This is a genomic window from Pseudomonas sp. MC6 (assembly GCF_054790575.1).
This window is the reverse complement of record NZ_CP186504.1, coordinates 2847017-2866662: the sequence shown is the minus strand read 5'-3', so window position 1 is coordinate 2866662 and position 19646 is coordinate 2847017. Positions and strand designations below refer to the sequence as shown.

Here is a 19646-nt window from a genome sequence, read left to right as displayed (position 1 = left end):
GGTCAGGCGCCGAGTTTCTGCTCCAGATGCAAGCGCACCTGCGGCCACTCGTCGTCGATGATGCTGAAGCGCACCGAGTTGCGCTTGCGTCCATCCGGCATGATCCGCTCATGGCGGACGATGCCTTCCTGTTGCGCGCCAAGGCGCAGAATCGCGTTGCGCGACTTCTGGTTGGTCTCGTCGGTGGTGAACTGCACGCGCACGCAATCGAGCACTTCGAAGGCGTGGCGCAGCATCAGGTACTTGGCTTCGGTATTGACGAAGGATTTCTGCCAGCTCGCCGCGATCCAGCTGCTGCCGATTTCCAGCTTGCGATTGAGCGGGTCAATCTTCCAGAAGCGGGTTGAGCCGATCACTTCCCCGGTGTCTTTCAAGACAATGACAAACGGCAGCACCGTGCCGGCGTCACGGCCGTCGAGGGCTTTTTTCAGGTAGCTGTCGACGATGCTTGCTGAAGGCACAACCGTGACGGTGAGGTTCCACAACTCGCCATCGGCGGCAGCCTGGAGCAGGGCGGCGGCATCTGAATACTGAAGCGGGCGCAACAGGATGCGCTGACCTTGCAGCGTGGTTGGCATGGGATTCAGGTCTCGGCGGAACGGGCGAATGACGAGTGTCTATTACGCCGCAGTGGGTGGATCCGATGCAACCGTGGCGATGTTCACGAGGTCACAATTTTCACAGCCCATGGGCAGGAGCCTCAGCCGATGAAAAACCTGCGGATCGCCACCTACAACGTCAACGGCCTGCGCGCGCGTCTGCCAAATCTGCTGGATTGGCTCAAGCGCGAACAACCGGACATCGCCTGCCTGCAAGAACTCAAATCTGTCGACACGGCATTCCCCGCCGCAGAACTGGAAGCCGCCGGTTATGGCGCGATCTGGCAAGGCCAGGCGTCGTGGAACGGCGTGGCGATTCTCGCCCGTGATGCGCAACCGCTGGAGAGTCGACGCGGTCTGCCGGGCGATCCGGATGACAAGCACAGCCGTTATCTGGAAGCAGCGGTGCACGGCGTTCTGGTCGGGTGCCTGTACCTGCCCAACGGCAATCCGCAGCCCGGTCCGAAATTCGATTACAAACTGGCTTGGTTCGAGCGGCTGATCAGCTATGCGAAAGACCTGCAAAGCAGCGATCACCCGGTGGTGCTGGCCGGTGATTACAACGTCGTGCCCACTGATATGGACATCTACAACACCCGCTCCTGGCTCAAGGATGCGCTGCTGCAACCGCAGAGTCGCGAGTGCTACCAGCGCCTGCTCGATCAAGGCTGGACCGATTCGCTGCGGCATCTGTACCCCGAGGATCGCCTCTATACGTTTTGGGACTACTTTCGCCAGCACTGGCAAACCAACTCCGGACTGCGCATCGATCATCTGCTGCTCAACCCGGCGCTGAGTTCCTATTTGCACGAGGCCGGGGTCGACGCCTGGGTGCGCAACGAGCCGCATGCCAGCGACCATGCGCCGACGTGGATTCGTATCGGTTCACGCAAGAAACGCTAGCGGGCGATTGGCGAAATCAATTGTCGAAAACAGTGCCCGATCCCGTATACATGGCGACCATCAACGCAGTGACCTGCGGCCCCATGCATAAGGATCGAGCAATGAGTGAGCCACGCCTGACGAATCTGAAGCTGTACCTGCAACGTTTGGGCTTCGACACACCGCCCGCGCCGGCGCTGGACAGCCTGCGGCAGTTGCAACTGCGCCATACCGGCGTCTTCCCTTTCGAGAATCTGGCGACGATAACCGGTGCACCGGTGCTGATTGATCTGCCGTCCATTGAAGAAAAAGTCTTGCTCGGTGGGCGCGGTGGGTACTGCTATGAACTGAATAACCTGTTCTTTGCCCTGTTGCTGGAGCTGGGCTTCGATACACGGGCCATCAGCGGGCGCGTGGTGATGAATCAGCCGGAAGGCAGCTGGACGGCGCGCACGCACCGCTTGAGTCTGGTGACCATCGACGATGTGCGCTACATCACCGATGTCGGTTTTGGTGGCATGGTGCCGACTGCACCGCTGCTGCTCGACACCGAAGCGGAGCAACCAACGCCACACGAACCTTATCGCATTGAAAAACAGGCCGACGGCTACATGCTGCGTGCCAACGTGGCGGGGGAATGGCGGCCGATGTACCTGTTCGATCTGCAACGCCAGGAAGACATCGATTACACCGTCGGCAATTGGTATGTCTCGACTCACCCTGAGTCACCGTTCAGCCAGCGTCTGATGGTGGCGCGCACCGGGGAGGGCTGGCGCAAGACGCTGAATAACGGCAGTTTCGCTGTTCACCGCATGGGCGCCGAGAGCGAGCGGCGTGAGGTCGCGGACGTCGAGGATCTACTCGATCTGCTTGAGGTTGAGTTCGGGATACGTGTCGCGCGCCCAGAGTTGTTAAGGCCGGTGCTCGGACACCTTATCCAGCCTGGTCAGGGATCCTCAGCGTAAGCATCGACCTGGATCGTGAAGCGATTGATCTTCGCCCACGACTCCCGTTGCCTGACCTCTGTTTCCTCTGAGCCAATGCTGATCAGGTAGTTGATGCCTGTTGCTGGATCTCTGAATCCATTTTGGGTCGAGTCCCAGACACAACAGGCGCGCGTGATCGGCGAAATCCCGAAGTGCTGTTCAAGGTACTGTTCGGCTTTCGAAGCATTGGCCCCGGATACTTCATAGCTGGCGGAAAATGGCTGGCCCATGCGATCAAGCGCCTGTGTGCAGCCTTTGAATTCAACAAACGATGGCTTGTCTGCGAGCTTCGACAGAAAGTCATCACAGCCAAAGTCGGCACTGGCGCTGTTGGCAATGACCAGCAACAGCGCGGGTATCAATCGGATAAGTAGCAACCGTTTCAATTATTTCTCCACCAGCAATTCACCGACATATTTCCCGCCTTCACCTTTGACTCGCCGGCAGATCAGGTAGTCGTAAACATCGTTCCATTTGATCAGCTCATAAAAGGTTACACAGCCGTCGGACAAATGGCCGACGTGGATGTAACGACTGCTGTTGCCTTTTGTGCCTTGCAGTTCAATGGGAAACCAGACGTCGGTGCAATGCAGATTACCTTGTGCCTTGTAGCCACCTGTGGAGATATTTCCGTGGGAGCGGTCGGGTGCCATGATCCGGTGGCGTCCGGGAGGAATCGGGGTAAATTCGCCGCCCCACTGGCTGTTCAGCGTCACCTTCGCCGTTTTTCCATTGAAGCTGACCTGTGCCCATTGCTGCAGGAGTTTGCCTTTGAACTCCGAGACCGCATGAGCCGGTGCACCGGTGTACTTGACCTTGACGGTGGCCGGCGCCGTTGGCGGGGTATCCATCAGGTACTTCAAGGCATTTTCGGTTTTCAGGCTGGCCGTCTGCCCGACGAACTCAGAATTGCCGTCGGCGATGCGGAAGTAGGTCCGACCACCGGATTCCTTGGTGAAGGTCACTTTGGTGTATTCGCAGAGGGCGACAAGTGTGCCCTTAGGCTCGAGTTTGACACTCAGCCAACCGTTTTCGTCAGCCCGTTTGGTGTATTTGGTGACAACGACCGCCGGATGCGTACTGCCACCCTGTCGGTTCGAGGGAGCCTGGTTATTGTTGAGGATTGCCTGCGCCATGCTGGTTACAGCTCCTTTCAGGTGAATTCAGCCGCTGGTTTTTTTCTGCTCAGGCTAGGTCGTCAGGCTCCAGATGCAGCATTTCGCTCGCGCGGGTCGACACTCTTTGAGTCAGTCCGCGCTCATTGGTGACACCGCGGATTACCTTGCCCGACGCGGTGGTGATCTTGTAAGCGAAGTCGGGTACGGGCTCGCCATCGGCGTCCAGCAACGTGAACTGTTCGTCGAAACCCAAGTTGATCGGCGGAACGGGGCTGATCGCTGCGCCACCGCCGCTCTGGCCAATGATGACGGTGCCGGAACCGCCGACGATAACGTCGCCGTGGCTGCCCAGGCTGCCTTGCGTGGCGGCGTTTTTACCATTGATGAAAACGGTCGCGGAAATGTTGCCGCTGATGGAGCTGCCGCAAGAGGCGGGGTCGCCGAGGCGCGCGGCTGGCAAACCATCGAAGAATACGTCGGGGGAGCCGGCAACTATTTTCTGTGCCGCATGGGCAGGGCATGTCGTGGCATCTGTTGCGCGTGCAGCGGGCTTTCCACTCATGGTGATGTCCTTTTCTTGCCCGGCAGCGGGCATCCATTAATCCGTACGGCGTGGTGCTTGATCCTGCCACGTGATAGGGGAGCACTCAAGTGGTCAGGCCGTTTGAGTGATGAGTAACCCTCCGCTGTTTTTTGTATACAAAACCATGGACACTTGTCGCGAGTTTTGAATACAGTGTGCGCATAACAAAAACCAGGGAACCCCCCACCATGAAAACGCCCCATGTTTCACACCAACGGCCCGAGGACGAAAATCTCGGGGTCGGCGCGAATATGGCTTACGGCCTGCAACATGTTCTGACCATGTACGGCGGTATCGTTGCGGTGCCACTGATCATCGGCCAGGCGGCCGGCCTGTCGCCGGCGGACATTGGTTTGCTGATTGCTGCTTCATTGTTTGCCGGGGGGCTGGCGACACTGCTGCAAACCCTGGGTCTGCCGTTTTTTGGCTGTCAGTTGCCGCTGGTACAGGGCGTGTCGTTCTCCGGCGTGGCGACCATGGTCGCGATCGTCAGCAGTGGCGGGGAGGGCGGCTTTCAGTCGGTGCTGGGCGCAGTGATTGCGGCGTCCTTGATAGGCTTATTGATCACACCGGTGTTCTCGCGCATCACCAAGTTCTTCCCGCCCTTGGTCACCGGAATCGTGATCACCACCATCGGCTTGACGCTGATGCCGGTGGCCGCACGCTGGGCCATGGGCGGTAACAGCCATGCGCCGGACTTCGGCAGCATGCAGAACATCGGTCTGGCGGCGGTCACGCTGGTATTGGTGCTGCTGCTGAGCAAGGTCGGCAGCTCGACCATCTCGCGTCTGTCAATCCTGTTGGCCATGGTGATCGGTACGGTGCTGGCGGTGTTCCTTGGCATGGCGGATTTCTCCAGCGTCACCACCGGCCCGATGTTCGGCTTCCCGACGCCGTTCCATTTCGGTATGCCAACCTTCCACTTCGCCGCAATCCTGTCGATGTGCATCGTGGTCATGGTGACGCTGGTGGAAACTTCGGCGGACATTCTGGCGGTCGGTGAAATCATCGGCACCAAGGTCGATTCCAAACGTCTGGGCAATGGACTGCGGGCGGACATGCTGTCGAGCATGTTTGCGCCGATCTTCGGTTCGTTCACCCAGAGTGCGTTCGCCCAGAACGTCGGGCTGGTGGCGGTCACCGGGATCAAGAGCCGTTACGTGGTGGCCACAGGCGGTATCTTCCTGGTCATCCTCGGCCTGCTGCCATTCATGGGTCGGGTCATTGCGGCAGTGCCGACTTCGGTACTCGGTGGTGCCGGTATCGTGCTGTTCGGCACCGTGGCAGCGAGCGGCATCCGTACCTTGTCAAAGGTTGATTATCGCAACAACGTCAACCTGATCATTGTCGCCACCTCGATCGGTTTCGGCATGATCCCGATTGCTGCGCCGAACTTCTACGATCACTTCCCAAGCTGGTTCGCGACCATTTTCCACTCGGGCATCAGCTCGTCGGCGATCATGGCGATCCTGCTCAACCTGGCCTTCAACCACTTCACCGCCGGTAACTCGGATCAGCAATCGGTGTTTGCCGCAGCCGAAGAGCGGACGTTGCGTTATCGCGATCTGGCAGCGCTGCGTGAAGGCGATTACTTCAGCGACGGCAAGTTGCACGACTGCGATGGCAAGGAAGTGCCAGTCATCGAGCCTGATGATCACGATCATGGGCACGGTGCGCCGAAGGTGCAGGTGAAAAGCAGCGAGCATGTCTGACCGCTGTGGCTGAATAGAAAAGGGTCGATCTGTTAACCACAGATCGGCCCTTCTTCATTTCAAGATCAAAAGATCGCAGCCTTCGGCAGCTCCTACACAGATCTCATACTTTGCCGATTCTGCGGATGAACGCTGAACCTGTAGCTGCCGAAGGCTGCGATCTTTTGAGCTTTTCGAGCGCCCACAAAAAAGCCCCTGAATCTCTCGATTCAGGGGCTTTGCTATTTGGCTCCACAACCTGGACTCGAACCAGGGACCCAATGATTAACAGTCATTTGCTCTACCAACTGAGCTATTGCGGAATTGGTGCGTATGTTACTGATTCAAAAAGAGAAGTCAAGCGCCGGTTGCAAAAACGAGTGAATTCTCGGGACGGACGGTGGTTTGTCAGCGATTGGCGGTTACCAGAACCGTAGCAGAGGTCTACCATGGCCGCCCGGAAGTGGTCACACGCGCTGCCGGCCATTCGCCGAAAAAGGTCCGCGTCATGAACCATTTGTCCCGCAACAACGAGGTGTTCGCATGAGCATCGCGCAAATCAGCCTGCCTAAAGGCGTCGGTCCACACGCCGAAAAACTCTTCGACGCAATCACTCAGGCTGGCACCGCTGAAGAATTGAACCGCGCCGGCGGCAAGGCTGAAGGTTTTGTCCTCGGCCTGGAAAGCACCAAGGCGATCAAAAGCCAGATCGCCGAATCGCTGTATGTCGCTTATGACGATGCCGCCACTCAGCGCGCGAGCGAACTGGCTTAACTGCCGAAGGTAATGGTGCCCAGCATCAGTTTGGCGTAAGCCGCTGTGGCTGCCAGTTGCACCAGCCACAGGACCAGGCCACCCAGGAACACCCCGGCGGCGACTTGCAGCACCAGGCTTTTTTCGCGTTTGGCCGAGGCGCGAGGGATGAAATCATCCAGATCGTCACGGTCGGCGCGCAGGTTGTCGTTTTTCATATGGGGTCTCTTCAGAAATCTCGGGTGTACACAAAACCTGTAGGCCTTCGCCTGCTCGCGATAGCGTCGTGTCAGCCGAAGATTCATTACCTGACACGCCGCTATCGCGAGCAGGCTCACTCCTACAGTTTGATTTGTGTGCAGTCTAGAGGGTATGGGGCGTTATTCGTGACAATAAAAAACGGGAAGCCCCAAGGCTTCCCGTTTTTCATCACGCGGCGAAATCAGATGACCTGAACAATCGCATCCGTTACAGCCTTGATGTTGCTCTGGTTCAGCGCCGCCACGCAGATGCGGCCGGTGTCCAGGGCGTAGATGCCGAACTCGTTACGCAGGCGATGCACTTGCTCAGTGGTCAGGCCGGAGTAGGAGAACATGCCGCGTTGACGACCAACGAAGCTGAAATCGCGGCCCGGTGCTTTCTCGGTCAGCAGGGCAACCATCTGCTCGCGCATGCCGCGAATGCGCAGGCGCATTTCGGCCAGCTCGGCTTCCCACTGCGCACGCAGTTCCGGGCTGTTCAGTACAGCAGCGACGATGCTTGCACCGTGGGTCGGCGGGTTGGAGTAGTTGGTGCGGATCACGCGTTTGACTTGCGACAGCACGCGCGCGCTTTCTTCTTTCGATTCGCTGATGATCGACAAGGCGCCAACGCGCTCGCCGTACAGCGAGAACGACTTGGAGAACGAGCTCGAGACGAAGAAGGTCAGGCCGGATTCAGCGAACAGACGCACGGCAGCGGCGTCTTCGTCGATACCGTCGCCAAAACCCTGATAAGCCATGTCGAGGAACGGCACGTGACCTTTGGTCTTGACCACTTCCAGTACGTTGTTCCAGTCCGCCGGGGTCAGGTCGACGCCGGTCGGGTTGTGGCAGCACGCGTGGAGGATAACGATCGAGCCGTTCGGCAGGGCGTTGAGGTCTTCGAGCATGCCGGCACGGTTAACGTCGTGGGTGGCGGCGTCGTAGTAACGGTAATTCTGCACCGGGAAACCGGCGGTTTCGAACAGCGCGCGGTGGTTTTCCCAGCTTGGGTCGCTGATCGCCACAACGGCGTTCGGCAGCAGTTGCTTGAGGAAGTCGGCACCGATTTTCAGTGCGCCGGTCCCGCCGACAGCCTGAGTGGTGATGACGCGACCGGCGCTGATCAGCGGCGAGTCGTTACCGAACAGCAGCTTTTGTACGGCCTGGTCGTAGGCAGCGATGCCATCGATCGGCAGGTAACCGCGCGAAGCGTGTTGAGCGACGCGAATCGTCTCGGCTTCGATCACGGCGCGCAGAAGTGGAATTCGCCCCTCTTCGTTGCAGTAAACACCCACGCCCAGGTTGACCTTGGTGGTCCGGGTATCGGCGTTGAATGCTTCGTTGAGGCCCAGGATTGGATCGCGGGGTGCCATTTCGACAGCGGAGAACAGGCTCATTATTGCGGCGGCTCTGAATGGAGAATGGAGGGACGTGTCGCGCTCCAGCCGGATGCACTAGAGCGGTGCACAAACGGGGAGCTAGTATAGAGGCCATTACTGAACAATGGCGACAGGCGATTCGGCTTTTAGGCCAAGTTTTTCCGATTATTTCTTGACCGTTAGTCGACTGCTCGTGTCAGAGTCTTTACCGGATGTAGGACGTTTGCCTTGAAAGGTGAGGCAATCGCCACCACATTGAGCACAATCCAGCTTTTTTCTTGCGCGACACTGGTCGTTTGCGGTCGTCCCCGTGGTGCTCCGTTTTACTCGGAATGCCGCGATTCCAGAGGTGTTTATGTCCGAATTCCAGCTCGTCACCCGCTTCGAACCCGCCGGCGACCAGCCGGAGGCCATTCGCCAACTGGTGGAGGGCATCGAAGCCGGCCTGGCGCACCAGACGCTGCTCGGTGTGACCGGCTCGGGCAAGACCTTCAGCATCGCCAATGTCATCTCGCAGATTCAGCGCCCGACGCTGGTGCTGGCGCCGAACAAAACCCTCGCCGCGCAGTTGTACGGTGAGTTCAAGGCGTTTTTCCCGAACAATGCCGTCGAATACTTCGTTTCCTACTACGACTACTACCAGCCCGAAGCCTATGTGCCGTCGTCCGACACCTTCATCGAGAAGGACGCGTCGATCAACGACCACATCGAACAGATGCGCCTGTCCGCGACCAAAGCGCTGCTTGAGCGCAAGGACGCGATCATCGTTACCACGGTGTCATGCATCTACGGTCTCGGTAGCCCGGAAACCTATTTGAAGATGGTGCTGCACGTCGATCGCGGTGACAAACTCGATCAGCGTGCGTTGCTACGGCGTCTGGCCGACCTGCAATACACCCGCAACGACATGGATTTTGCCCGTGCGACGTTCCGTGTACGCGGCGATGTGATCGACATTTACCCAGCGGAATCCGACCTGGAAGCGATACGCATCGAGTTGTTCGATGACGAAGTCGAAAGCATTTCCGCATTCGACCCGCTGACTGGCGAAGTCATCCGCAAGATGCCGCGCTTCACCTTCTACCCGAAGAGCCACTACGTGACGCCACGGGAAACCCTGCTCGACGCCATCGAACACATCAAGGTCGAACTGCAGGAGCGTCTCGAATATCTGCGCAGCAACAACAAACTGGTGGAAGCCCAGCGGCTGGAGCAGCGCACCCGTTTTGACCTGGAAATGATCCTCGAACTGGGTTACTGCAACGGCATCGAAAACTACTCGCGCTACCTGTCCGGGCGTCCGGCCGGTGCCGCGCCGCCAACCCTTTACGATTACCTGCCTGCTGACGCTTTGCTGGTGATCGACGAATCCCACGTCAGCGTGCCGCAGGTCGGCGCGATGTATAAGGGCGACCGTTCGCGTAAGGAAACCCTCGTCGAATACGGTTTCCGCTTGCCGTCGGCGCTGGATAACCGGCCAATGCGTTTTGACGAGTGGGAAGGGGTCAGCCCGCAGACCATTTTTGTCTCGGCGACGCCGGGCAACTACGAAGCCGAGCACGCCGGGCGTGTGGTCGAGCAACTGGTGCGTCCGACCGGGCTGGTCGATCCGCAGATTGAAGTGCGTCCGGCGCTGACGCAGGTCGACGATCTGCTGTCGGAAATCTCCAAGCGCGTGGCAATCGAAGAGCGTGTGCTGGTCACCACGCTGACCAAGCGTATGGCTGAAGATTTGACCGATTACCTCGCTGACCACGGCGTGCGCGTACGTTACCTGCACTCGGACATCGACACCGTCGAGCGGGTCGAGATCATCCGCGATCTGCGTCTCGGCACTTTTGATGTACTGGTCGGTATCAACCTTCTGCGCGAAGGCCTGGACATGCCGGAAGTGTCGCTGGTGGCGATTCTTGATGCGGACAAGGAGGGTTTTTTGCGCTCCGAACGTTCGTTAATCCAGACCATCGGCCGCGCGGCGCGTAACCTCAATGGCCGGGCGATTCTTTACGCCGACCGCATGACCGGGTCGATGGAGCGAGCGATTGGCGAGACCGAGCGTCGTCGCGACAAGCAAATCGCCTTCAACCTGGAAAACGGCATTACCCCGAAAGGCGTGTTCAAGGACGTCGCCGACATCATGGAAGGCGCCACCGTGCCGGGCTCGCGCAGCAAGAAGCGCAAAGGCATGGCCAAGGCCGCCGAAGAGAACGCCAAGTACGAAGCCGAATTGCGCTCGCCGAGCGAGATCACCAAGCGCATTCGTGCGCTGGAAGAGAAGATGTATCAACTGGCGCGGGATCTGGAGTTTGAAGCGGCGGCGCAGATGCGCGATGAGATTGCCAAACTGCGTGAGCGGCTTTTGGCTGTTTGATCTTCATTGCCTGAGCGGGCCTCTTCGCGAGCAGGTTCGCTCCCACCTTGGATCTGTGTCGTTCACAAAACCCCTGTGGGAGCGAGCCTGCTCGCGAATGGGGCGACTCGGTCTTAATGAGACTCCCCAGCCTTCAGCCCTTGCGGCAGTTTTTTGGTCAACAAAATCGCCAACATGCTGATCCCCAACGCAATCCCGACAAAGTGAAATGCATCGTTGTAGGCCATGATCGCCGCCTGCTGATGGACGATCTCGCTCAACTTGCCCAACGCTGCCGTGTCACTACCAAACCGATCCGTCATCGACGCTAACCGTTCCGCCACCTGCGGATTGGTCGGCACCACCGCCTCGCGCAAATAGTCGAAGTAAGTCTTGGTGCGCGCATCCAGCAGCGTCGCCAACAGAGCAATCCCGATCGCACCGCCCAGGTTACGCAGGATATTGAACAGACTCGACGCCGACCCTGCGTCCTGCGGCAGGATGTACGCCGTGGCGATCAGCGAGATGGTCACCATGATCAACGGCTGCCCCAGCGCGCGAATGATCTGGATCTGATTGAACTGCGGCCCGGCGAAATCCGGGTTTAGCACTCCCGACGAAAAACTCGCCAGCCCGAACAATCCAAAGCCAAGCGTGCACAGCCATTTCGGCGAAACAATCTTCATCAGCTTCGGCACCAGCGGAATCAGAAACAGCTGCGGCACGCCCATCCACATGATCACTTCGCCGATCTGCAGCGCGTTGTAGTTCTGGATCTGCGCCAGGTACAACGGCAACAGATAAATTGAGCCGTACAACCCGACACCCATGCCCAGGCTGGAAATACTCGATAAACCGAAGTTGCGATTGCGCAGAATGCCGAGGTTGATCAACGGATTGGGTTTGGATATCTGCACGATCACAAAAGTGATCAGGCTCACCAGCGCAATGCTGCCCAGCGTCACGATCAGGCTTGATTCCAGCCAGTCCTTGCGATGGCCTTCTTCCAGAAACACCTGCAAGCAGCCGAGGCCAATCCCCAGCGTGAGGATGCCGGTGTAGTCGGTGCTTTTCAGCAGTTCCCAGTGCGCTTCTTTCTTCTCCAGCCCGTACATCAGGCCGGCGATCATGATCAGGCCCGGTGGGATGTTGATGTAGAAGATGTATTCCCAGCCCCAGTTTTCCGTGAGCCAGCCGCCCAGCGTCGGGCCGATGGACGGCGCGAAGGTGGCGGTCATGGCGAACATCGCCATGCCTTTGGCGCGGTGGTGTTCGGGGAGTTTGATCAGGGTCAGGGTGAACGCCAGCGGGATCAGCGCGCCGCCGGTAAAACCCTGCATGGCGCGGAAGACGATCATGCTCTCCAGGCTCCAGGCCATCGAGCACAGCAGCGATGAAACCAGAAAGCCCAGTGACACCCACACCGCCAGACGTCGCGCCGAGAGCAACTGCACCAGCCACGCGGTCAGCGGAATCATGATGATTTCCGCGACCAGATAAGAGGTGGAAATCCATGAGCCTTCTTCCAGCGTCGCCGACAGCGCGCCCTGAATATCTTTCAGCGACGAGTTGGTGATCTGGATGTCGAGCACCGCCATAAAGGCGCCGAGCATCACGCTCATCACTGCAATCCAATCGCGCCGGGTCGGTTCGCCGACCGGGCGGATCAGCGAATCACCGGCCATTGTCCGGGGCGTCTTTGATATTCACGGTGGCGGTCACCGACATGCCCGGACGGATCTTGCCGTGCAGCGGGTTGTCGGCCTTGAAGGTCAGTTTCACCGGAATTCGTTGCACGACTTTGGTGAAGTTGCCGGTGGCGTTGTCCGGCGGCAGCAGGCTGAACTGCGCGCCGGAAGCAGCGAACAGGCTGTCGACCCGCGCTTCGATTGGCGTGTCGCCATACGCATCAAAGGTCAGCTCGGCTTTTTGCCCGGGCTGCATGTGGCCGATCTGGGTTTCCTTGAAGTTGGCCTGCACCCAGATGTCTTCGTCCGGGACGATCGACAGCAGATAGGCGCCGGCCTGCACCACTTGACCATTACGCGCGGCGCGCTGGCCGACCAGACCACTGATTGGCGCGTGGATTTCGCTGCGGGTCAGGTTGAGTTCGGCTTGCGCGAGATCGGCGCGGGCGTTGGCGATTTGTGCGTCGAGGCGTTTGATTTCCGCGTTCAGGGCGTTGACCTGTTGGCGCTGGCCCTGTGCGTCGGCTTGCGCCTTGGCTACTTGCGAACGGGCGATATGCGCGTCAGCGGAGAGGGTGGTCACGCGTTCTTCGGAAACATAACCGGGTTTGCGCAGGGTTTCGGCGCGCGACAAATCCATCTGCGAGCGGCCCAGCGTTGCTTGTGTAGTCGCCACTTGCGCGTCACTGGAAGCAATCAGACTGGCTTGCTGAGTCAATTTGCTTTGCGCTTGCAGGCGTTCCGCCTCGCGCGTCGCGAGGGCGGCGTTGGCCCGATCAATGGCCAGACGGAAATCATTCGGCTCCAGGCGCACCAGCAGTTGGCCTTTTTCCACGTGTTGATTGTCCTGCACCAGCACTTCGTCGATGCGCGCGCTCAATTGGCTCGAGACACGGGTGATTTCGCCCTGGACATAGGCGTTGTCGGTGCTTTCATAAAAGCGTCCCTTGAAAAACCAATGGGCGAAAAAGCCCCCGGCGATCAGCAGGACGAGCAGCAGGAAAATCAGCAGGCGACGCTTGAGTTGGGCAGGCATGGGCAAACTGTAGTCGAGGAATTGTAAGGAAAGTTATCAGCAGGCGAATCTGGCATACAGCCGATAAACGGTAAATGCCATCCGTTGATATTTGCCCATTCACCACGGCTTACGGGCGTTACAGACGCAAACTTGGCTTAAATGCCCTGCCCGCTGGAGCGGGGCGGGTGTCGCCTGTTACCATTCGCCGCTTGATTGTTTTGCTTTTCATTCTTTTCGAGACATGCCATGACCACCGTCCGCACTCGCATCGCGCCATCGCCTACCGGGGACCCCCACGTAGGTACCGCTTACATCGCATTGTTCAACTACTGCTTTGCCAAGCAGCATGGCGGTGAGTTCATCCTGCGGATCGAAGACACCGACCAGTTGCGTTCGACCCGCGAGTCCGAACAGCAGATCTTCGACGCCCTGCGCTGGTTGGGTATCGACTGGAGCGAAGGTCCGGACGTTGGCGGCCCGCACGGTCCATACCGGCAGAGCGAACGCGGCGACATCTACCAGAAGTACTGCCAGCAACTGGTCGACATGGGGCACGCGTTCCCATGCTTCTGCACCGCTGAAGAACTCGATCAGATGCGCGCCGAGCAAATGGCTCGCGGCGAAACCCCACGCTATGACGGCCGCGCGCTGCTGCTGTCGAAAGAAGAAGTCGCGTCCCGCCTGGCCGCTGGCGAACCGCACGTAATCCGCATGAAAGTGCCAAGCGAAGGCGTTTGCGTGGTGCCGGACATGCTCCGTGGCGATGTCGAGATCCCGTGGGATCGCATGGACATGCAAGTGCTGATGAAGACCGACGGCTTGCCGACGTACTTCCTCGCCAACGTCGTCGACGATCACCTGATGGGCATCACCCACGTGCTGCGTGGCGAAGAATGGCTGCCATCGGCGCCGAAACTGATTCTGCTGTACGAATACTTCGGCTGGGAACAACCAGAGCTGTGCTACATGCCGCTGCTGCGTAACCCGGACAAGAGCAAGCTGTCCAAGCGCAAGAACCCGACTTCGGTGACTTTCTACGAACGCATGGGCTTCATGCCGGAAGCGATGCTCAACTACCTCGGTCGCATGGGCTGGTCGATGCCGGACGAGCGCGAGAAGTTCTCGCTGCAGGAAATGGTCGACAACTTCGACCTCAAGCGTGTCTCGCTGGGCGGGCCGATCTTCGACATCGAGAAACTGTCGTGGCTCAACGGCCAGTGGCTGCGTGATCTGCCGGTGGAAGAGTTTGCCAGCCGTCTGCAGACCTGGGCGCTGAACCCGGAATACATGATGAAGATCGCGCCGCTGGTGCAGGGGCGCGTTGAAACCTTCAGCCAGGTTGCGCCGCTGGGCGGGTTCTTCTTCGCTGGTGGCGTCAATCCGGATGCCAAGCTTTTTGAGTCGAAGAAACTCTCGGGTGATCAGGTTCGTCAGTTGATGCAGTTGATCCTGTGGAAACTGGAAAGCCTGCGTCAGTGGGAGAAGGACAACATCACCGCAACGATTCAGGCGGTGGTTGAATCGCTGGAGCTGAAACTGCGCGATGCGATGCCGTTGATGTTTGCCGCGATCACCGGGCAGGCGAGTTCGGTGTCGGTACTCGATGCGATGGAAATCATTGGCCCGGATCTGACGCGTTATCGTCTGCGTCAGGCGATCGACCTGCTGGGCGGCGTATCGAAGAAAGAAAACAAAGAGTGGGAAAAGCTGCTGGGCGCTATCGCCTGATAGCTTAACCCCCCTGTAGGAGCTGCCGAAGGCTGCGATCTTTTGATGTTGGCTTTTAAAAACCAGATCAAAAGATCGCAGCCTGCGGCAGCTCCTACAGGGGCATGCTTTATCCCAAGTCCCGGTTTTTCGGGAGGAGGGCGGTAAGTGATTGTTATGCCGACGAAAAACTTTGAAATTTTTCAAAAATAAGTTTGACAGGCTTTCGATACGCCCTTAAGATTCGCCCCGTCCTCAGCGATGACATCAACGATGAGGGGCTATAGCTCAGCTGGGAGAGCGCCTGCATGGCATGCAGGAGGTCAACGGTTCGATCCCGTTTAGCTCCACCAATTTACACTTCGAAGCCTGGCCACACCGGCTCCGAAGCGATCAACACTCAGCGTTGATCAGTTGTATAGAAGGGTTTGCGTCCCCTTCGTCTAGTGGCCTAGGACACCGCCCTTTCACGGCGGTAACAGGGGTTCGAGTCCCCTAGGGGACGCCAGTTTTACAGAAGCGATGTTGCAAAACTTCGCTCCGCCGCGAGGCGAAAAATCCGGGGCTATAGCTCAGCTGGGAGAGCGCCTGCATGGCATGCAGGAGGTCAGCGGTTCGATCCCGCTTAGCTCCACCAATTTACAGTTCAAGGTCTGGCCACACCGGCCTTGAATCGATCAGATCTCAGCACTGATCAGTTGTATAGAAGGTTTGTGTCCCCTTCGTCTAGTGGCCTAGGACACCGCCCTTTCACGGCGGTAACAGGGGTTCGAGTCCCCTAGGGGACGCCACGATTACCCGCTCTGCGGGATTTTATAAGGGTCATTCAATTATTGAATGGCCCTTTTGTTTGTCTGGCGTTTGGCCAACTCTCCTTTTTCCTTACACTGTGCTTCAGACCAGCGGTCATATCCTTGACTTGCAGAATATTATTATGCGAATAATATTCTAGTCGTAATATTCGGAGGCTACGATGAACGATAAAAAAGCTCAAACCCGCGAACGCATCCTCAAGGCTGCCAGCGCCGCACTGATTCAGCGCGGCCCGGCTGACCCGAGCGTGGGCGAAGTGATGGGCGCCGCCGGCCTCACCGTCGGTGGCTTCTATGCGCACTTCGAAAGCAAGGACGCAATGATGCTCGAAGCGTTCAAGCAATTGCTCGGTCGCCGCCGCGACCTGATTGCCGACATGGATGCCGAGTTGACCGGCGAAGAGCGCCGCGCCCTGGTCGCTGCGTTCTACCTGTCGCGCAAGCATCGTGACTCCAGCGACGCGGCGTGCCCGATTCCAGCTTCGATCGGTGAATTGGGCCGTTTGCCGGAGTCGTTCCGCATCGCGCTGAACGAGCACCTGGAATTGATGATTGCGCAGTTGGCGTCCAGCCCTGAGGACACCGACAAAGCCCTGGCCGACGTGGCCTTGATGGTGGGTGGTCTGGCCCTCGCCAGGGCGCTGGGCCCGGGAGATTTATCCGATCGATTGCTGCGCGCTGCCAAGTCGGCGGTGCGTTGACCTGAAGGCAGCAGGCCTGAGGAGAGAGCGATGAACACGTTGAAGTGGGTTCGTGGCGTTAATGGCACCTTGGGCTGGATTGCACCGCAACGGGTAGCGAGCAAAATGCGTCTGGCGTTCATGACGCCGCGCGCGCTGCCACTGCGCGATTGGGAGCTGCCGCTGCTGGCAAGTTCCGAGCGGATCACTTTGCGCTTCGGTCTCTCGGCGCTGCGCTGGGGCCAAGGCCCGGCGGTGTTGCTGATGCATGGCTGGGAAGGGCGGCCCACTCAGTTCGCTGCGCTGATCACTGCACTGGTCGATGCCGGGTATACCGTCGTCGCGCTGGATGGTCCGGCCCACGGGCGCTCGCCGGGGCGTGAAGCCAATGTCGTGTTGTTCGCTCGGGCAATGCTCGAAGCCGCTGCCGAATTGCCGCCGCTGCAAGCGGTGATCGGTCATTCCATGGGCGGCGCCAGTGCCATGCTCGCCGTGCAATTGGGCTTGCGCACCGAAACCCTCGTCAGCATCGCCGCGCCTGCACGCATTCTTGGCGTACTGCGCGGGTTCGCTCGCTATGTCGGCATGCCCCCTCGAGCGCGTTCCGCGTTCATCCGTCAGGTCGAGCAAGACGTTGGCATGCGCGCTGCCACGCTCGATGTCGCTCACTATCAGCTGGATATGCCCGGTCTGATCGTGCATGCCGAGGACGACAACTTCGTCTCGGTCAAGGAGTCGCAACTGATCCACGAATCCTGGTTCGACAGCCGCTTGCTGCGCCTTGAAGGAGGCGGGCATCAGCGTGTGCTGGCCGACCCGCGCGTGGTTGATGGCGTGTTATCACTGCTGGCTGGCCGCAGCCTTCAAGCGCGCCAATCGGCGTGAGCTCCGTTACACTGCCCCGGTTGAATACATTGACCGGGAGTGTGGCATGGGCTGGGATCGGGCAACGCCGTTTACCATTGATCTGCAAGTAGGCGCCGAGGACATCGATGGGCTGGGCCACGCGAACAACGCGGTGTACGTGACCTGGCTCGAGCGCTGCGCCTGGCGCCACTCGCAGCGTCTGGGCCTGGATCTGGTGGAGTATCGGCGATTGGATCGGGCGATGGCCGTGGTCCGTCACGAGATCGATTATCTGGCTGCCGCCTATGAAGGCGACGAACTGCAATTGGCGACCTGGATCGTCGATTGGGATCAGCGCCTGAAAATGACCCGGCATTTCCAGCTCAAGCGCCCGAGCGACAACACCACGCTGCTGCGTGCGCAAACCACTTTCGTCTGTATCGAGCTGTCCACCGGCAAGCCCAAGCGCATGCCGGCCGAATTCATTGACGGTTATGGTCCGGCGATCCATATTTCAGAATCTGCGAAAATCTAATGTAGGAGTGAGCCTGCTCGCGATAGCGGTGTGTCAGTCACTTATTTTTGACTGACACACCGCTATCGCGAGCAGGCTCACTCCTACAAGGGAAATGTGTTGTTCTGCGGATTTGCGCGATATCCAGTAAACTGCCGCACGTTTTTCTTCAAGTAGTGTTTTCCCATGCAAATTGCTCTGGCGCCCATGGAGGGGTTGGTCGACGACATTCTCCGCGACGTGCTGACCCGTGTTGGCGGCATCGACTGGTGCGTGACCGAATTCATCCGGGTCAACGATCAGTTGCTCACGCCGGCCTATTTCCACAAGTTCGGCCCAGAGTTGCTCAACGGTGCCCGCACCGCCTCCGGTGTGCCATTGCGCGTGCAATTGCTCGGTTCCGACCCGGTGTGCCTGGCGGAAAACGCTGCACTGGCCTGCGAACTCGGCTCCGAAGTCATTGACTTGAACTTCGGCTGCCCGGCCAAGACCGTCAACAAATCTCGTGGTGGTGCGGTTCTGCTCAAAGAGCCGGAACTGCTCAACCAGATCGTCGAGCACGTGCGCCGCGCCGTACCCGCGCACATTCCCGTGACCGCGAAGATGCGTCTTGGCTTCGATAGCCCCGACGGTTCGCTGGTCTGCGCCACAGCGCTGGCCGAAGGCGGCGCCGAACACATCGTGGTCCACGCCCGAACCAAAATGGACGGCTACAAACCACCGGCGCATTGGGAGTGGATTCCGCGCGTGCAGGACGTGGTCAAAGTCCCGGTGTTCGCCAATGGCGATATCTGGAGCGTCGAAGACTGGCGCCGCTGCCGCGAAATCAGCGGCGTCGAAGACATCATGCTCGGTCGCGGTCTGGTGTCGCGCCCGGATCTGGCCAAACAGATTGCTGCCGCCCGCGCCGGTGAAGAAGTCGTCGAGATGAGCTGGGCCGAGCTGATGCCGCTGATCCAGGACTTCTGGCTGCAAGCCAAAGCGCAGATGACCGCACGCCAATCGCCGGGCCGTTTGAAGCAATGGCTGGCCATGCTGACGCGTAATTATCCCGAGGCCACCGAGCTGTTCACCGTCCTGCGCCGTGAGACCGAGCCGGATCACGTCTCGCGTTTGCTCGGTCTGCCGGTCGCCGAAGCGGCCTGAAAAAAATCTGCAAATAATCTCTTGAAATCAAATCAGCGGTCCCTATCTAAGGGTTACGCGATGCCGAATTCGGGTCGCGGAGTCAAAAAACCTTGCTGATTGTTTTCAGGAGATTTGAACCATGAGTACTGCATTTTCCCTCGCGCCACTGTTCCGTTCCTCGGTGGGTTTCGACCGTTTCAACGACCTGTTCGAAACCGCCCTGCGCAACGAGCCAGGCAGCAGCTATCCACCTTACAACGTGGAAAAACACGGTGACGACCAATACCGCATCGTCGTAGCGGCCGCCGGCTTCCAGGAAGAAGACCTGGAACTGCAAGTCGAGAAAGGTGTGCTGACCATCAGTGGTGGCAAGCGTGATGCCAACGAAGGCGTGACCTTCCTGCACCAAGGCATCGCCCAGCGTGCTTTCAAGCTGTCCTTCCGTCTGGCCGATCACATCGAGATCAAGGCTGCCGATCTGAGTAACGGCCTGCTGAGCATCGACCTGCTGCGCGTGATCCCGGAAGAAGCGAAAGCCAAACGCATCCCGATCAATGGGGTGCAGAAGCCGGCGCTGCAGCACTGATTCATGTGCCGCAACACAATCGTCTGAACAGGCGATGAGCCGCTGAATGAAGGCCCCGATACGTCGGGGCCTTTTTTGTGCGCG

The 19646-nt window shown here is 58.9% G+C and carries 19 protein-coding genes and 5 tRNA genes; 15 read left to right on the top strand and 9 right to left on the bottom strand.

Annotated features, from left to right (window positions below):
- Nucleotides 1-2: 2 nt before the first annotated feature.
- Entirely contained in the window at nt 3-578 is a 576-nt protein-coding gene (locus ACOYXE_RS12900) for a GNAT family N-acetyltransferase (RefSeq protein ID WP_460929526.1), read from the bottom strand.
- 129 nt (nt 579-707) lie between these two features.
- On the opposite strand from ACOYXE_RS12900, the gene xth reads away from it, so the two are divergent.
- Both xth and ACOYXE_RS12890 read left to right on the top strand, forming a co-directional pair.
- Nucleotides 708-1502 carry an exodeoxyribonuclease III gene (gene xth, locus ACOYXE_RS12895; protein ID WP_460929524.1) on the top strand — a complete coding sequence of 265 codons (795 nt, stop codon included), beginning with the start codon at nt 708-710 and terminating at the stop codon, nt 1500-1502.
- A gap of 101 nt (nt 1503-1603) precedes the next feature.
- Nucleotides 1604-2446, top strand: a complete 843-nt coding sequence (locus ACOYXE_RS12890) for an arylamine N-acetyltransferase family protein (RefSeq protein ID WP_405121986.1) — start codon at nt 1604-1606, stop codon at nt 2444-2446.
- On the opposite strand, the gene ACOYXE_RS12885 is transcribed toward ACOYXE_RS12890, so the two are convergent.
- The 3 genes from ACOYXE_RS12885 to ACOYXE_RS12875 are packed head-to-tail and all read right to left on the bottom strand — an operon-like array spanning nt 2428 to nt 4147.
- Nucleotides 2428-2853 carry a DUF4952 domain-containing protein gene (locus ACOYXE_RS12885; protein ID WP_150751578.1) on the bottom strand — a complete coding sequence of 142 codons (426 nt, stop codon included), beginning with the start codon at nt 2851-2853 and terminating at the stop codon, nt 2428-2430. The two genes, ACOYXE_RS12890 and ACOYXE_RS12885, sit on opposite strands and share 19 nt — an antisense overlap.
- The gene (locus tag ACOYXE_RS12880; RefSeq protein WP_160057132.1) at nt 2854-3603 is read right to left on the bottom strand and encodes a hypothetical protein; all 750 of its coding nucleotides are present in this window, start codon (nt 3601-3603) and stop codon (nt 2854-2856) included. It abuts the gene before it with no gap.
- A gap of 49 nt (nt 3604-3652) precedes the next feature.
- On the bottom strand, nt 3653-4147 hold the full coding sequence (locus tag ACOYXE_RS12875) for a PAAR domain-containing protein (RefSeq protein ID WP_102900938.1): 495 nt from the start codon (nt 4145-4147) through the stop codon (nt 3653-3655).
- Nucleotides 4148-4356: 209 nt separating this feature from the next.
- Between ACOYXE_RS12875 and ACOYXE_RS12870 the strand changes: the two genes are divergently transcribed.
- Complete coding sequence (locus tag ACOYXE_RS12870; protein ID WP_007913403.1) at nt 4357-5880, top strand: nucleobase:cation symporter-2 family protein; 1524 nt, start codon at nt 4357-4359, stop codon at nt 5878-5880.
- A gap of 226 nt (nt 5881-6106) precedes the next feature.
- On the opposite strand, the gene ACOYXE_RS12865 is transcribed toward ACOYXE_RS12870, so the two are convergent.
- A tRNA-Asn gene (locus ACOYXE_RS12865) sits at nt 6107-6182 on the bottom strand.
- Between the two features lie 220 nt (nt 6183-6402).
- Here ACOYXE_RS12865 and ACOYXE_RS12860 point away from each other — a divergent pair.
- Complete coding sequence (locus ACOYXE_RS12860; protein WP_160057133.1) at nt 6403-6633, top strand: hypothetical protein; 231 nt, start codon at nt 6403-6405, stop codon at nt 6631-6633.
- Here ACOYXE_RS12860 and ACOYXE_RS12855 read toward each other — a convergent pair.
- On the bottom strand, nt 6630-6830 hold the full coding sequence (locus ACOYXE_RS12855; protein ID WP_053118898.1) for a hypothetical protein: 201 nt from the start codon (nt 6828-6830) through the stop codon (nt 6630-6632). The genes ACOYXE_RS12860 and ACOYXE_RS12855 overlap by 4 nt on opposite strands.
- A 224-nt stretch (nt 6831-7054) precedes the next feature.
- Nucleotides 7055-8251, bottom strand: coding sequence for an amino acid aminotransferase (locus ACOYXE_RS12850; protein WP_405121985.1), 1197 nt, complete (start codon nt 8249-8251; stop codon nt 7055-7057).
- Nucleotides 8252-8588: 337 nt separating this feature from the next.
- Between ACOYXE_RS12850 and uvrB the strand changes: the two genes are divergently transcribed.
- Entirely contained in the window at nt 8589-10604 is a 2016-nt protein-coding gene (gene uvrB, locus ACOYXE_RS12845) for an excinuclease ABC subunit UvrB (protein WP_008083013.1), read from the top strand.
- Between the two features lie 113 nt (nt 10605-10717).
- On the opposite strand, the gene ACOYXE_RS12840 is transcribed toward uvrB, so the two are convergent.
- Both ACOYXE_RS12840 and ACOYXE_RS12835 read right to left on the bottom strand, forming a co-directional pair.
- Entirely contained in the window at nt 10718-12268 is a 1551-nt protein-coding gene (locus ACOYXE_RS12840) for an MDR family MFS transporter (protein ID WP_160057135.1), read from the bottom strand.
- Complete coding sequence (locus ACOYXE_RS12835; RefSeq protein ID WP_127926569.1) at nt 12258-13307, bottom strand: HlyD family secretion protein; 1050 nt, start codon at nt 13305-13307, stop codon at nt 12258-12260. Before ACOYXE_RS12835 ends, ACOYXE_RS12840 begins: the two co-directional genes overlap by 11 nt.
- A 228-nt stretch (nt 13308-13535) precedes the next feature.
- Here ACOYXE_RS12835 and gltX point away from each other — a divergent pair, with 228 nt between their 5' ends.
- The 10 genes from gltX to ACOYXE_RS12785 all read left to right on the top strand — a co-directional run bounded on the left by gltX (nt 13536) and on the right by ACOYXE_RS12785 (nt 19562).
- Nucleotides 13536-15017, top strand: coding sequence for a glutamate--tRNA ligase (gene gltX, locus ACOYXE_RS12830; RefSeq protein ID WP_160057136.1), 1482 nt, complete (start codon nt 13536-13538; stop codon nt 15015-15017).
- Between the two features lie 256 nt (nt 15018-15273).
- A tRNA-Ala gene (locus ACOYXE_RS12825) sits at nt 15274-15349 on the top strand.
- Between the two features lie 79 nt (nt 15350-15428).
- Nucleotides 15429-15504 (top strand) — tRNA-Glu (locus ACOYXE_RS12820).
- Nucleotides 15505-15557: 53 nt separating this feature from the next.
- Nucleotides 15558-15633: transfer RNA gene (locus ACOYXE_RS12815), tRNA-Ala, on the top strand.
- Nucleotides 15634-15711: 78 nt separating this feature from the next.
- A tRNA-Glu gene (locus ACOYXE_RS12810) sits at nt 15712-15787 on the top strand.
- A gap of 182 nt (nt 15788-15969) precedes the next feature.
- Complete coding sequence (locus ACOYXE_RS12805) at nt 15970-16509, top strand: TetR/AcrR family transcriptional regulator (protein WP_007913421.1); 540 nt, start codon at nt 15970-15972, stop codon at nt 16507-16509.
- 30 nt (nt 16510-16539) lie between these two features.
- Nucleotides 16540-17373 (top strand): alpha/beta fold hydrolase, encoded by an 834-nt coding sequence (locus ACOYXE_RS12800; RefSeq protein WP_160057137.1) that lies wholly within the window; start codon nt 16540-16542, stop codon nt 17371-17373.
- Between the two features lie 46 nt (nt 17374-17419).
- Nucleotides 17420-17869, top strand: coding sequence for an acyl-CoA thioesterase (locus ACOYXE_RS12795; protein WP_160057138.1), 450 nt, complete (start codon nt 17420-17422; stop codon nt 17867-17869).
- A 165-nt stretch (nt 17870-18034) separates the two neighbouring features.
- Nucleotides 18035-18994 (top strand): tRNA dihydrouridine synthase, encoded by a 960-nt coding sequence (locus ACOYXE_RS12790; RefSeq protein WP_160057139.1) that lies wholly within the window; start codon nt 18035-18037, stop codon nt 18992-18994.
- A gap of 121 nt (nt 18995-19115) precedes the next feature.
- The gene (locus ACOYXE_RS12785; RefSeq protein ID WP_016985252.1) at nt 19116-19562 is read left to right on the top strand and encodes an Hsp20 family protein; all 447 of its coding nucleotides are present in this window, start codon (nt 19116-19118) and stop codon (nt 19560-19562) included.
- The last annotated feature ends 84 nt before the right edge of the window (nt 19563-19646 follow it).

Bases quoted from the DNA above. Each gene is read 5' to 3' on its own strand.
- ACOYXE_RS12900 (WP_460929526.1), bottom strand. From the start codon at position 578: ATGCCAACCACGCTGCAAGGTCAGCGCATCCTGTTGCGCCCGCTTCAG.
- xth (WP_460929524.1), top strand. From the start codon at position 708: ATGAAAAACCTGCGGATCGCCACCTACAACGTCAACGGCCTGCGCGCG.
- ACOYXE_RS12890 (WP_405121986.1), top strand. From the start codon at position 1,604: ATGAGTGAGCCACGCCTGACGAATCTGAAGCTGTACCTGCAACGTTTG.
- ACOYXE_RS12880 (WP_160057132.1), bottom strand. From the start codon at position 3,603: ATGGCGCAGGCAATCCTCAACAATAACCAGGCTCCCTCGAACCGACAG.
- ACOYXE_RS12875 (WP_102900938.1), bottom strand. From the start codon at position 4,147: ATGAGTGGAAAGCCCGCTGCACGCGCAACAGATGCCACGACATGCCCT.
- ACOYXE_RS12870 (WP_007913403.1), top strand. From the start codon at position 4,357: ATGAAAACGCCCCATGTTTCACACCAACGGCCCGAGGACGAAAATCTC.
- ACOYXE_RS12860 (WP_160057133.1), top strand. From the start codon at position 6,403: ATGAGCATCGCGCAAATCAGCCTGCCTAAAGGCGTCGGTCCACACGCC.
- ACOYXE_RS12855 (WP_053118898.1), bottom strand. From the start codon at position 6,830: ATGAAAAACGACAACCTGCGCGCCGACCGTGACGATCTGGATGATTTC.
- ACOYXE_RS12850 (WP_405121985.1), bottom strand. From the start codon at position 8,251: ATGAGCCTGTTCTCCGCTGTCGAAATGGCACCCCGCGATCCAATCCTG.
- uvrB (WP_008083013.1), top strand. From the start codon at position 8,589: ATGTCCGAATTCCAGCTCGTCACCCGCTTCGAACCCGCCGGCGACCAG.
- ACOYXE_RS12840 (WP_160057135.1), bottom strand. From the start codon at position 12,268: ATGGCCGGTGATTCGCTGATCCGCCCGGTCGGCGAACCGACCCGGCGC.
- ACOYXE_RS12835 (WP_127926569.1), bottom strand. From the start codon at position 13,307: ATGCCTGCCCAACTCAAGCGTCGCCTGCTGATTTTCCTGCTGCTCGTC.
- gltX (WP_160057136.1), top strand. From the start codon at position 13,536: ATGACCACCGTCCGCACTCGCATCGCGCCATCGCCTACCGGGGACCCC.
- ACOYXE_RS12805 (WP_007913421.1), top strand. From the start codon at position 15,970: ATGAACGATAAAAAAGCTCAAACCCGCGAACGCATCCTCAAGGCTGCC.
- ACOYXE_RS12800 (WP_160057137.1), top strand. From the start codon at position 16,540: ATGAACACGTTGAAGTGGGTTCGTGGCGTTAATGGCACCTTGGGCTGG.
- ACOYXE_RS12795 (WP_160057138.1), top strand. From the start codon at position 17,420: ATGGGCTGGGATCGGGCAACGCCGTTTACCATTGATCTGCAAGTAGGC.
- ACOYXE_RS12790 (WP_160057139.1), top strand. From the start codon at position 18,035: ATGCAAATTGCTCTGGCGCCCATGGAGGGGTTGGTCGACGACATTCTC.
- ACOYXE_RS12785 (WP_016985252.1), top strand. From the start codon at position 19,116: ATGAGTACTGCATTTTCCCTCGCGCCACTGTTCCGTTCCTCGGTGGGT.